This is a genomic window from Paraburkholderia metrosideri (assembly GCF_904848625.1).
Lineage (GTDB): Bacteria > Pseudomonadota > Gammaproteobacteria > Burkholderiales > Burkholderiaceae > Paraburkholderia > Paraburkholderia metrosideri.
Window position 1 is genome coordinate 67,811 of the sequence record NZ_CAJHCP010000005.1, and the last position, 12,439, is coordinate 80,249.

The window sequence follows — 12,439 nt, forward strand, 5'->3', positions numbered from 1 at the left end:
TGACATCGCGGCGTCCGGTCAGGTTGTTCCGGTCTCGTTGCGTTGCCGGATAAAAGGCGACGGTCAACAGTGTCGCTTCGAACCAGAGCTTCACGGTCAGCGCCATACTCATGAAACGGGCCGGCTCCCCGGCTCGTTGTCGTTGTGACGTTAGATTTGCACAGCGTTGCGAGGGGAAGGGCTGCGAAAACGCGGCGCCTTGATCACGCTACTTTGACAAGTCCAAGCTGTTGCAGCGCAGTCACGCCGTCGTCCAGTCCGATTTCTTCGACGATCTTGCCGTCTTTGAGCCGAAGCACGGTCGTGCCCGTGAAGCGCATTTTCCGACCGGTCGCAGCGGGTAACGATCCGATGAGGAAATCGCTAAATGCCGGGCCTGTATGCGTGCCGCCGCCTTCCCAGCGACCCACGACGTAGTCTCCCTCCGCGATGAGATCAGCGGCGCCCCAGAAGTTGAGGTCCGGGAACGCCTCCCGGAAATTGGTCATGAATGCCTTGATGTCCTCGCGGCCGCGCCGCGGTTCGTGCAGTGAGTATTGAAGAAGCATGTCGGGCGCAGCAAGTTCGTCGACGATGCCGAGATCGCATGTCTTGCCCCAGAAATCGTTGAACCAACGCCCCACGACGGATTTGTTGTCATCTTCTTTGGACATGGTGAATTCCTCATTGACTGAAGTTGGGAGAGGGAGACGGAATCGCTTCCCTCAGCCTGAACAATATTGACATTGGCAGTCAGGTGCCCCCCGTTTCTTGCTGCAATACTCGATAAACCAACATGGGGCGGTGGTCCCACGCGTATCGTGCCGGGGCAACACGATAGGGTGCGTTTGCGCCAGGCATTACCCAGTTTTACAGCAATGAGACAGCAAGAATCGGAGTGTTTGCACTTGAGCGGCTGCCGTATTGTCTCCAGGCAGGCGCGCAATAAGCCAGGTCGTTGGATGAGGAACGGTGCGTTCGAATCAACGGTATTGACGGGACCGGTCCTCAATCAGGTCATTAATGTACGGCTCGCCTGTCCTTCATTGACTGGAGTCCGATCATGTTGCCGTTATTGCCGCTTCACGCGCTCGCAGCCCAACGTGGCGACGGACTGCGCCCTGAGCTTAAAGCCTTATTCGAACGACATGCCAGGCTGTCGAGCGGACTCGCCGCTACCATCGAACCGGTCGAACATGAATCGAAGTTTCACGAAGCAAATGCCGTCGCCGATGTTCCCGTCACGGAGCCGGAGGCCGACGGGCAGACGGCTGGTGGTAGTGCCGAGATGCACAAAATGAAGTAACGGAATTCTTGAATCAGTAGGAATGCTTGTATTGCCTCTGAATAGAAACTATCCGCTGCGGTTCTTATACGGCGGTCGTCCTGTATCTGCCCTTTGCCCGTCATGCAGGGGGGCGACGATGCAGCCGAGCGAGTGGCTAGTGACGCGGCGAACGGCGCGTCTTCTGTCGATGCAATTGGGGCAGGCACGGGCGGCAGTGCTCCTCCTCGGTGTCTCGTAGAACGAGCCTGGCGGTGCGGCGCCCGGCACCGTAACGCTTTTCAGTGGCGATCAACGTCGATCTTCTGACCAGTGATCTGCGCGATGCACTTAGGCGGTAACCGCTAGAATTGCGGTTTTAGCCCGGAACACGTCCATGTCTTTTGCCTCGCTCGGCCTGATCGATCACTTGCTGCGTAATGTGCAGGACCTCAATTACCAGACACCTACGCCGGTGCAGGTCAAGGCGATTCCTGCTGTGCTCAGTGGCAAGGACGTCATGGCTGCGGCACAGACCGGCACTGGCAAAACGGCGGGTTTTGCGCTGCCGCTGTTGCAACGGCTGGTGCAACACGGCCCGGCGGTGTCCAGCAACCGCGCGCGTGTTCTGGTGCTGGTGCCCACGCGTGAGCTGGCTGAACAACTGCTGCAAAGCTTTATCGAATACGGCAAAGGGCTCGACTTACGATTTCTGGCCGCCTACGGCGGTGTGAGTATCAACCCGCAGATGATGAAGTTGCGCAAGGGCGTGGATGTGCTCGTTGCCACGCCGGGCCGTTTGCTCGATCTCCATCGCCAGAACGCCGTGCAGTTTGATCAGGTGCAAACGCTGGTGCTGGATGAAGCCGACCGCATGCTCGATCTGGGCTTTGCGCGCGAACTCAACGCGGTCTTTGAAGCGTTGCCTACCCAGCGCCAGACCCTGCTGTTCTCTGCCACATTTTCCGATGATATCCGCACCATGGCGGCCGGTATTCTGCGCGACCCGGTCAATATCAGCGTCAGCCCGCCTAATGCCACAGCCAGCAAGATCAGGCAGTGGGTGGTGCCGGTGGATAAAAAGAACAAACCTGACCTCTTCATGCACCTTGTGGCCGAGAACCACTGGGAGCACGCGCTGGTGTTCGTCAAAACCCGCAATGGCGTGGATTACCTGGCGGCCATGCTGGATGACGCAGGCTACGCGGTCGACACGATCCACGGCGACAAACCGCAACCCGCGCGCCTGCGTGCACTGGAGCGCTTCAAGACGGGCGAAGTCAGCATGCTGGTAGCCACCGACGTGGCTGCGCGCGGGTTAGATATCGACGACCTGCCGCTGGTGATCAACGTTGATCTGCCGATCGTGGCGCAAGACTATGTGCACCGTATTGGCCGCACCGGTCGCGCGGGCGCGAGCGGCGTGGCGGTGTCCCTTGTGTGCGCCGATGAAGCGCCGCAACTGGCCGCGATTGAAGCGCTGATCCGGCAAACGCTGCGCCGTGAAGAAGAGCCGGGTTTCGAAGCCGAACATCGCGTGCCGCAAACCAGCGCGACGGGCGAGATCATCAAGAAACCCAAAAAGCCCAAGAAGCCCAAAGTGCCGCAAGCTGCGCCGGGCAACACACAGGTACTCAGCAAAAAGCCGCGCCCGCAAGGTGGTGAAAACAAGCGCAAGCCTGCGGCGCCGCGCGCGGTGGCCGCGGGTAAGGGTGCAAGCTTGTCCAGCGGGAGTCCATTCAGCACGCCAAAGCCGCGCAGCAAACCCGCCAGCAAGCCAGCAGCGGCTTCACGCAAGCCGGCTGGCAAACCCGCTGGTGGCCGCGGCAAACGCCAACCCTGAGCCGTGGGGATGAGTCATGCCAGCCTTGGAACGGGCTGGCGGCTGGCGGAATCAGATCTACATCGATAGCCATACTTGCGGCGCATTCTGCGCATCCAGATATCCCTATCGGCGCAGAAGCATAGCTAATACGCCGGAACAGATAGGGCGAATTTTTAAAACGCCAGAAACGACGCAATAGCTGCAGTGGTGCTGCTGCTTAGTCCAGGTCGTCATCACGCGCATTCTTCAGAATGCCCCGCGCCGGTTCGCCTCGACACCGGGCCAATCCAATACAACGCTTTCACGTTTATAACGTCTTTCGGGCCGTTTATCAGCCCAACGTTGTAATGAAGATAGTAGGAAGCGATCAGATTCTGAACGATAGCGGCCCAAAACACAGTGATATTGGCCGATATCGTAGCAAGCCGCATGAGATCGTCATGAAGGAAGCGATCTCACTGTGGAATTTCACAGCAGTTTCATGTTTTATCCTGCCGTCCAAATTTGCGGAGCCACCTCCGCTCGCGGTTTCCTCGTTGTATTTCCGTCACGTTACTTAGGTTGACTGCCTATGTCTGAGCGCCTTACACAGAGAATCGAGGGGACGGTTGGCGCGACCGGATTCCTCTTCGTTGCCGCATATGTGGCGCTTTCGTTGACCGCGATTGCGCTGGCCGGGCCCTACGGCTGGGACGATAGCGCGATCACTATTGCCTACGCGCGGACATTGGGGCAGCACGGGGTATTTGCATTGACACCCGTGTCGGTGTCGGCCGAAGGTACGTCGAGTCTGCTGATGACGGCGATGTTGGCGGTGGGTCAGTGGATGATACGTCCAGGCTTTCTGGAGGCGATCTGGACAGCGCAGTTACTCTCCTTCATTGCACTTAGCGCTACCCTGGTGCTGGTGTGGCGCGCACTTCAACCGAGCCTGCCCAGTCCAACACAACGCCTCATTGTGGTGTGCCTGCTGGGGCTGCTGCCAACCTTCCAGGCCGAAATCGTCAACGGCATGGAGATGACGGTCTTTGCACTGCTGCTATTTGCGTTCGTGCTCGCGTGGCGCGTGCGCTCGAAGTTCGCGTACGCACTGGTGCCGCTTCTGATGCTGACTCGCTTCGAGGCGGTGTTCTATCTGGGTTTCGCACTTGGGTGGATAGTCGTGTTTTATCGGCGGGATCGGCCCCATGCGATTCCAATGTGCGTCTGGCTTGTGCTTTGCTTTCTGCTGCTGACACTCTGGAGGTATTGGGCCTTCGGGGTCGTGTTGCCGAATACCATCCTGGCCAAGCTTCAAGTGCCCTACAGCATCAAAGGTTGGGACGGCCTCGTGGAAAAGCTGCGCGGACTCAAGGATTTCCTCTACGTGAACGCTGCGCTGCTGGTTGGCATGTACCTGAGCCGGAAGGGTGGACAAAAGCTTCGGCCGGATCCGATGCCAGTACTTCTAATCGTTTCTTTTGGCGTATTCGCGCTCATATCGGGAAGAAATTGGGGGTATATCGGCCGGATGTTCATTGCAGTGTTGCCGCTCTTTGTCCTTTCTCTCGGGGAACGTTTTGCCCATATGCGTCAGCCTTATGTATTTCGCGGGTTGCTGCTGTGCGTTGCCGGGACATTCCTGTTCAACACGACGGTACTGCGCGACACCGTCGATACGGTCATCCTCGGTGCGGCAATGCGTGGGGCATTGCCCACTGCACTGACTGAGGCAGAGAGCGCAGCGCGGAAAAAAATGTGGAGCGATTTCCCCGGTGACTGGCGGGGAGTAACGCCAGCAAACTATGCGAAGACCGGTACGTCGGTGGATGACCTGCGCGAATACCTGGGGGAGCCGACGATCAAGTTCATGACGCCGGACGTCGGCGGTGCTGCGTTGTGCTGCGAACATCTGGACATTCTGGATTTGGGACTGTTGACCAATCCCTCGCTGTCGCGCCACGGGTATGCGGGCTTCGCGGACTATCTGACCAACGAGCGTCCAGAAGTCATCGAAACGCATGGCTTCTGGAGTAGTGATAGCGGCATCTACTCTGTCGCCGAGTTCCAGACGGACTATCTGCCGGTGGTTTATAACGGGACGCTCTTCTGGCTGCGTCACGATGTCCTGCAGCGTTTGGCGGCTCGCGGCCTGGCGGCGGCCGAGACTGTCCGCCCGGAGACGCTGGTCGATATCCGTTATATGGGTGACAGGCGAGACCTTTGGTATTTGATGCGATTTCCCGCCGTGACGGTGCTGAGTAGGCCGCGCTAGATCCGGAATGCGCAATCAAGTCAACGTGCATTCCGAGCGTCCAACGGCGAATAGCTCGATGGGAGCCTATTTCAAGTCGGATCTGAAGCGGTCAGTTCCTGAACGTCCTGCAGATGGCAAGAGCCGCGACAACTGACAGACTCATCGCGGCCCCTCACTCATTGAACTATTGCCGCTCAATAAACCAGTTGTGATCGCATATCGCGGGACACTGCCAGCGCCATCTTTCTCAACTCCGGATACTGTTCGGGCTGAAGCAGAACGCCCGGCATCGAGAGATTGAGATCGCGCGTGACCGTAATCTGACGACCGTCCGCCACATAAGTCGACGTGTACGTGCCGAACGGCGACACGATCTTCGCGGGTTGCGGAAGCCTGGCGACCTTCACGTCATCCGGCAGCGTGATGATGGTGGTCTCCGTCACATGACGGTTCAAAAACGGCATGGCGAACGCGCGGGTTTTCGGTCCGAACGATTCGAAGACGGACGAGATTCCGCTAAAGCCATTCAGACCGACCGGAACCTGAATGGCGCCCGGCCCTGGAAACTGCGCATAACCCGGCAACTGGAATTCCGTTTTGTACACGAACGGCGTCGTCAAATCACGCAAGTTGCTGTGATGGAAATTGCCGGTGCCGTTCTGCCCGGTCGCGGTCAGCACGCGGCTTGCCACCTGCGGCTCGACGCCGGGCTGGATCGACGCGAAGACCTCGCGCGAAATCCAGTCCAGCGTGCCCGTGCTGCTAATCTCGCCTGTGCCGTTTGCGTTGCCGTCGCTGTCCAGTGTGACCCGGATCGTAGTTTGTACACGCGTGTTATCCGCACTGTCGACCGGCAATGTGACAATTTTCCCGGTGCCTGTACCGTCGTCGGTCACGAGCGCCGATTTGCCCATTTCGGATGCGGGCAGCGTGCCGAAGCGTGCCACGCCGGCTGTCGAATCAACGAACAGATTGAAATCCGGCAGGTACGTGATGGCGTGATCGAATACACCGAGCGGCGCGGCCACATTCGGCAGCCAATACTCGTTGCCTGCGTTCACCAGCACAGCACTGCTCTTGATGCCCTTGGCAGCTAGCAATGCTTGCAGCACCGTCACGTGATCCTTGCAGTCGCCATACGCTGCGTTGAGGATAGTGTCGGCATCGTGCGGCACGACACCACCGAAGTCGAGATAGATCGCCACGTAGCGAATATGCGTACTGACCCAGTCATACAATGCTTCGGCCTGACGCCTGGGGTCGCTGATGCCCTTCGTCAATTGATCGGCCAGTGTTTGCACAGCCGGCGTAACCGCGGATTTCGGCTGTGCCCGTTGCTGATACGCGGCGCCGACAGCAGCGAAATCGGGGAACGTGGTCACAGCAATCCGTGGACTGTGATCTTTCATGCTGACGGACTGGAGTTCTGGCGCGTGCGCAGGCGCATCTTTCAGAGACCAGCGCCACACCTGCACGTCGGGCTTATCCGACGCCACCTGCCCGCCCTCGATGCCGGTTGCATCCACATACAACTTTAGCGAAGCAGGTGCGCGTATCGTGACAGTCACGGACTTCATCTCGATCAGGTCGTTGAACGCTTCAACGAACGAGAACTGCCTGGGGAAAATCGCCTTGCGCTGCGTTTTGCGTTCGCGCAAGTTGATCGTGGCGCCGACTTCCGTACCAGGAAATACGACGGTTTTGACGCGGCCGTCATCGAACATGGGCGCGCCCGCGCTTTCCTTACTTTGCTGCTCCAGAATCTTGTCGGGCGTGACGTCGATACGCTTGCCATCTTTGGTAATCGTGTAGGCTTCGAGGACTTCGGCATCCTGAAGCGATTTGCTATAGCGCACGGGCACCTGGCTCAATAGCTTGACCGCCTGATCGGTATTGAGGCGAATGTTTTCCGTCTCTTCTTTTGTATAAGTGCCGTCAGCCTTGACGTCGTACACAATATCGTTCGAAAGCTCGGTCAGCATTGGCTGAAACGCGGTGGTTTGTGCGTGGGCAGCGGAACTGATTGACACGAGGCCGGCAAGCGCGGCCATGGTGAGATTGCGCATGGTTTCGAATTGACTTTCGTTAGTCTTCCAGGAAATTCAGCCGGCAATAGCGCCGATCGTATTAACTGTCCCCGTGATTCTGTTTGCGATATTGCAGTACCGGTGACGTCCTGTAAAGCGAATAGCCAATGCGCAATTCTTCAATGCTTCTGCAAGCTCTCAAGTAAGCGTCGTTCACACTGAAAGGCGCGTGGGCTCGGTCCGCTCCCCCTATTGCGGTTGCCAACCCGGAGACCACGCGCGGAATAGGTCTACGCCTGGAGTACCTCAGGCACGATGTAGCCTGGTGTAACGGACGAGAGCGTCTGTTTCAATTCGCGACTTCCCTCGTCTGCAAGGACTTCACTTTCGCCGGCCTCAAGCGCGTCGTAAGTTTGACGAACGACGTCGGTCGGATCGGCTTTCGGAACATCGAAGCCTTTCGTCAGATCGGTGTCGACGAAGCCAACATGCACGCCGACAACCTGGATATTCCGGGTCTTGAGATGAACGCGAATATTGTTGGTATAACTCCAGGCTGCTGCCTTGGAAGCCGAATAGGGCGTCAATATCGGAACGGGTTTCCAGGTGACCGCGGAGAGGACGTTGATCACGGCACCGTTACCTTCATCAGGAAGCGAAGCCTGAAAAGCACTCGTTGTCCGTATCACGCCGTAGTAGTTGGTTTCGAAAATACGTCGTGCCTGTTCTTCGACATTTTCTGCAAATGGTGACTCGCTGACTTCCGCAATCCCTGCGTTGTTGACGAGCAATGTCACATCAGAAGCAATTTTCGCGGCTGAGATTACAGATTCGGAATCCGTAACATCAAGCTTAACTGGGATGATGCCCGGTTCGCTAAAATCTTCCGGACGGCGAACGCCGGCGTAAACTTTTGCGGCTCCGCGCAGAATCGCCTCACGCGCGAAAGCCAGTCCGAGGCCGCGGTTTGCTCCTGTCACGAACACGATGGAATCTTTGATCTTCATTTTGACGCTCCTTGATTAATACGACACGGTGACCAATGACATCAGGCCGGGAAAAGCTGGCGATTGGCGCGGACAAATTCGGCGACGGTTTGTGGTGCTTCGCCTGTGACCTTCTCGATGATGTTGTCGGTGCCGGCGAAAACACCGTTCTGGTAGTCGATGGCGACCTCGATGAAATGCTGAATCGTAAATTCCGGGAGACCGTACTTTTTCAGATGCTCGCGATATTCATCGAGCGTCGCCGGGCTATAGACGATCTTCCGGTCAATGACCTTGCTGATTTCGTTCGCGATGCCGTGGTAATCGAGTTCAAGCGGACCGCACAACTCGTAGGTCTTGCCAATGTGGCTGGACGGTTGCATGAGAACGTTGGCAATGAAGCGCGCCTGATCAATCGCGGCAATCGGCGCATGGCGTCCCGTGCCATAGGGCAGCGTGATCTTGCTTTCTTTGACGATGGTGTCGCGTACCCATGGGAAAACCATCCACTCGGAGAAGAACGTAGGGCGGATATGAACAGTCGGCACCCCCGACCAGTCGAGAACCCGCTCGGCGATCCAATGATCGCGTGCCGCGTGGCTCTTCGAATCTTCGCGCGCTGAAATCTGCGACATCTCCACGACCACGTCGAGGCCGGCGCGGCGCGCGGCATCCGCGAAATACGCGGTGCCCTGGATGAACCCCGGCCGCACGGGATAGCACAGGTACGCACCTGACATACCGGAGGCGGCTTGTATCAGGTCGTCGTGATTGAGAAGATCGCCGACAACAACTTCCGCTCCCGCCGCACGAAGCGCGGCGCTTCGTTCATCTTCGCTATGGGCCATGGCACGCACACTGTGTCCGGCTTCGAGAAGATAGTTGACTGTATAGACACCGGTTTTGCCCGTCGCACCGGTGATCAGAAATTTGCGCGGTTGCATGATGAACCCTCCAATTCGCGAATATGCGCACTCGTAGCGAGTGCCGGACAGATGCAGCGTGTGTCCGATGTCGTTTACTGTGAGAAAAGCCGTTTCAATCGAAAATGTGCATATACACATTTTCGATTGAAACGGGTGGACGCTATCTAGTCATTCGTACGCTTAAATTGTTTCGAGGTGTTGCCTGACGTCTTCCAGCAACGACGCGGACGCGACAGGATCCGCAATGACCCGCGACATGGTGACGGCGCCGATCATGGCTACGAGCGCGAAAGTAGCCCGTGAGCGGCCCATTGTCCGGTCCGGATCGTCAAGGCGTTTGGCGAGCATATCGACCAACTCGTCGAATCCGCGAGCCGCTACCGCACGCGTAGTGTGATCCGCGCGCGCCAATTCACTACCCATGCTGGCCAGCGGACAACCGCGCCCGGGCATGTCGCGGTGAACCGTCGACAGGTAGGCGCCGACCACGGCTCTGAATTCGTCTGCTTTGCTGCATCCCTCAACCTTGGCTTCCAGCGAGCCGACAATGCCGGCCAAGCCTGCCTCACACGCTTCGGCGACCAACTGGTCTTTCGAATCGAAATGACGATAGAAACCACCATGCGAAAGTCCGGCGGAAGCCGTCACCTCGGCGAGTCCCATTGCCTGGATGCCTTTGGCCCCGAATCTCTCGGCCGCAACTTCCACTATGCGCCGACGTGTGTCGCTTGCCTCGGCCCTTGATTTACGCATGATTTAGATGCTGCTCCGTGATTCGGTGAATTGGATGATAGTCATCATCTAAATGGAAAGCAAGCACGGTGAGCGGGTTTTTTCGTGGGCCTCGGCACTCGATCACGTCGACACGTGGCTACCGACACGGGTGTCTCAATGATGATGTTGGGTCTGAGCTCCCTAGCAAAGTGACTGGCACGAACGAATGGAGCGATCTTTTTTCCTCGCTATTACTGTCGACGGGGAGCACGTTCGCGCAGGAGTATTCTGTTCAACAGGCAAGCTGGTTTAAGGAGGCCGCCATGAACGATATCCAACGACTCGCCGCTTTGCGCATCGTTTTGATTGCTGTGGGTCTGATCACCCTATTCGCGATCTGGCCGCTGATGATGCTGTGGCCCTCCGGTTGGACGTGGCACAGCGGCCATTCCGACTATCCGCTGATGATTGTCGGCATCTACGCGACGCTCGGCGTGTTTCTGCTGATGGCGTCGCGCGATCCGTTGAAACATCTGAGCCTGATCTGGTTCACGGTGTGGTCGAGCATCGTGCACGGCGTGATCATGGCCGTGCAGTCGTTCGGCGTCGAGATGGACGGGACGCGTCATGTCGGTCACCTGGCTGGCGATGTGCCCGCGCTGTTCATCATCGCGGCGGTGCTGGCGTTTCTTACGCCGCGCGGCGACAAGGTGCGCGACCTCGCACGCGTGACGCCTTAGCCCGAAGCGAATAGCGCTGCGGGGCATCTACCTGCCGCGCTTTTACGGTGGTGTCGATGGCGAGGGCCTCGATCACTCCGCGTCGCCTGTCTCGGGTACGGAAGCGGGCGAAACGGTTCTGGTCGTCGACGATGAACCGAGCGTGCGCATGCTGATCACCGATGTGCTGGAAGAACTCGGCTACACGGTGATCGACGCGGCGGATAGTGTGACCGGACTCAAGCTGTTGCAGTCGAATATCAGGATCGATCTTCTGGTTAGCGACGTCGGTCTTCCCGGCGGAATGAACGGACGTCAGATGGCGGATGCGGCGCGCGAGTCGCGGCCCGATCTGAGGGTGCTTTTCATTACCGGCTATGCGGAGAATTTCCGTGATCAGCAACGGCCCTCTCGAGCCCGCCATGCAGGTGATGACCAAACCGTTCGCTCTGGAAACATTTGCGGCAAGAGTTCGGCAAATGGTGGACGGGTAATGTCAGCGCGCGGGGCGCGACTTGTGATATCTCCCGTCACGCATCTCCAGATTGGGCGCGGCAGGCGTGCCTCACGGGTCCGCCGAAAATCATCCATAGTGCGAGCGAGCTCAGCGAAACCGCCCCGAGTGCGACGAAGGCGGTCGCGTAACCGAATCGCTGCGCAAGCACGCCGCCCAACGCGGGACTGAGCGCCGCACCGATGCCTGTCACCGTCATCACGACGCCCAAGCCCACATTCACGCGGCCCGTGCCTTGCAGCAGGTGCACGACCAACGCAGGCACAGCGACGCTTTGCAGTCCCGCCGCGACGCCGTCGAGCACCTGTACCGGCCAGACGCCCCATGCGCTCATCAGCGCTGCGGCCACCATGCCGCGTATCGGCATCGCGAGATAGGTGATGAGGATGGTTGCCCAGTAACCGCGCCATTGAATCAACCGTGGTGCCAGCCACGCGGCGCCGATCATCACGAGTTGAGCAATCACTATTGTTTCGGCTGTAAACGCGCTCGGATCGCCCTGGTGAGTCGTGACGATAGCCATCCCGTAAAGCGGCAGCATCGCCGCATTGCCAAGGTGAAATAGCGCCAGCGACGCGGCGAGCAGCAACAGCGGCCTGTTTTCAAGCAGGATGCGTAGGCCACTGGCGGGATGCTTGTCCTGTTGGTCTTTCGCGGATGGCGTTGCGAGTCCCCGGGCACTATCGTGATCGATCGCGCGGGGTGGGATCATCAGGACCGTGAGCACGGTCAGTGCACCGAACATCGCGGCGAGTGCGAACACCGCGCCGAAGCCGAAGCGCCAGCCCAGCCAGCCGGAAAGGGCCGCGCCCGCGACATTGCCCGCGTGATTGGCCATCTGGTTGCGGCCGAACTGCCGGTCGAAACCGCGTTGGCGGACGATGCCGAGCGTCATCCCGGCCACGGCGGGGCCGAGTGCCGCGCCGGTGATCGCGCCTGCCACTTGTGACGCGGCAACCATCCCGTAGCCGTGGGAGACCCATAGCGTGAGAGAGGCAAAGGTGGTCATCAAGCCGGCCGCGACGACGATAGCCCGCTTATGCCGGGTGGAATCGACAAGGGCGCCCGCGGGAGCGGTGGCGATCATGCCGGCGATGCCACCGAGCATCATGACGCTGCCGATCGAGTCGGCAGTCCATCCGCGTGACAGAAGGAATACACCGATGAATGGACCGAGGCCGGCCTGAACGTCGGCCATGAAGAAGTTGAGTGCTTCGAGCGCGCGAGTGGATTTCACGGCAAGTCAGGC

At 58.7% G+C, this 12,439-nt stretch carries 10 protein-coding genes and 1 pseudogene; 5 read left to right on the forward strand and 6 right to left on the reverse strand.

What is annotated here, in order from left to right; genetic code table 11:
* Positions 1 to 203: 203 nt before the first annotated feature.
* Positions 204 to 653: an ester cyclase gene (locus LMG28727_RS11535; RefSeq protein WP_201642458.1), complete on the reverse strand. Its 450-nt coding sequence runs from the start codon at positions 651 to 653 to the stop codon at positions 204 to 206.
* A gap of 389 nt (positions 654 to 1,042) precedes the next feature.
* Between LMG28727_RS11535 and LMG28727_RS11540 the strand changes: the two genes are divergently transcribed.
* The 3 genes from LMG28727_RS11540 (at position 1,043) to LMG28727_RS11550 (ending at position 5,322) form a co-directional block, all read left to right on the forward strand.
* A complete protein-coding gene (locus LMG28727_RS11540; protein WP_201642459.1) occupies positions 1,043 to 1,285 on the forward strand; it encodes a hypothetical protein in 243 nt (80 codons plus the stop codon).
* A 355-nt stretch (positions 1,286 to 1,640) separates the two neighbouring features.
* Positions 1,641 to 3,086, forward strand: a complete 1,446-nt coding sequence (locus LMG28727_RS11545) for a DEAD/DEAH box helicase (protein ID WP_201642460.1) — start codon at positions 1,641 to 1,643, stop codon at positions 3,084 to 3,086.
* A 553-nt stretch (positions 3,087 to 3,639) separates the two neighbouring features.
* Entirely contained in the window at positions 3,640 to 5,322 is a 1,683-nt protein-coding gene (locus tag LMG28727_RS11550) for a hypothetical protein (RefSeq protein WP_201642461.1), read from the forward strand.
* Positions 5,323 to 5,498: 176 nt separating this feature from the next.
* Here the strand turns inward: LMG28727_RS11550 and LMG28727_RS11555 are convergent, their stop codons facing one another.
* From LMG28727_RS11555 to LMG28727_RS11570, 4 genes are all read right to left on the reverse strand, one after another.
* The gene (locus LMG28727_RS11555) at positions 5,499 to 7,370 is read right to left on the reverse strand and encodes a DUF3857 domain-containing protein (RefSeq protein ID WP_201642462.1); all 1,872 of its coding nucleotides are present in this window, start codon (positions 7,368 to 7,370) and stop codon (positions 5,499 to 5,501) included.
* A gap of 251 nt (positions 7,371 to 7,621) precedes the next feature.
* Positions 7,622 to 8,338 carry an SDR family oxidoreductase gene (locus LMG28727_RS11560; protein ID WP_201642463.1) on the reverse strand — a complete coding sequence of 239 codons (717 nt, stop codon included), beginning with the start codon at positions 8,336 to 8,338 and terminating at the stop codon, positions 7,622 to 7,624.
* A 41-nt stretch (positions 8,339 to 8,379) separates the two neighbouring features.
* Positions 8,380 to 9,261: an NAD(P)H-binding protein gene (locus LMG28727_RS11565; protein ID WP_201642464.1), complete on the reverse strand. Its 882-nt coding sequence runs from the start codon at positions 9,259 to 9,261 to the stop codon at positions 8,380 to 8,382.
* Between the two features lie 162 nt (positions 9,262 to 9,423).
* Positions 9,424 to 9,996 carry a TetR/AcrR family transcriptional regulator gene (locus LMG28727_RS11570; protein WP_201642465.1) on the reverse strand — a complete coding sequence of 191 codons (573 nt, stop codon included), beginning with the start codon at positions 9,994 to 9,996 and terminating at the stop codon, positions 9,424 to 9,426.
* Between the two features lie 284 nt (positions 9,997 to 10,280).
* Here LMG28727_RS11570 and LMG28727_RS11575 point away from each other — a divergent pair, with 284 nt between their 5' ends.
* Together LMG28727_RS11575 and LMG28727_RS34630 are read left to right on the forward strand one after the other, a co-directional pair.
* Positions 10,281 to 10,697: a DUF6632 domain-containing protein gene (locus tag LMG28727_RS11575; protein ID WP_201642466.1), complete on the forward strand. Its 417-nt coding sequence runs from the start codon at positions 10,281 to 10,283 to the stop codon at positions 10,695 to 10,697.
* A 148-nt stretch (positions 10,698 to 10,845) separates the two neighbouring features.
* Positions 10,846 to 11,007 (forward strand): annotated as a pseudogene (locus tag LMG28727_RS34630) (hypothetical protein); the annotation flags it as partial.
* 199 nt (positions 11,008 to 11,206) lie between these two features.
* Here LMG28727_RS34630 and LMG28727_RS11585 read toward each other — a convergent pair.
* The gene (locus LMG28727_RS11585) at positions 11,207 to 12,427 is read right to left on the reverse strand and encodes an MFS transporter (RefSeq protein ID WP_201642467.1); all 1,221 of its coding nucleotides are present in this window, start codon (positions 12,425 to 12,427) and stop codon (positions 11,207 to 11,209) included.
* Positions 12,428 to 12,439: the final 12 nt, after the last annotated feature.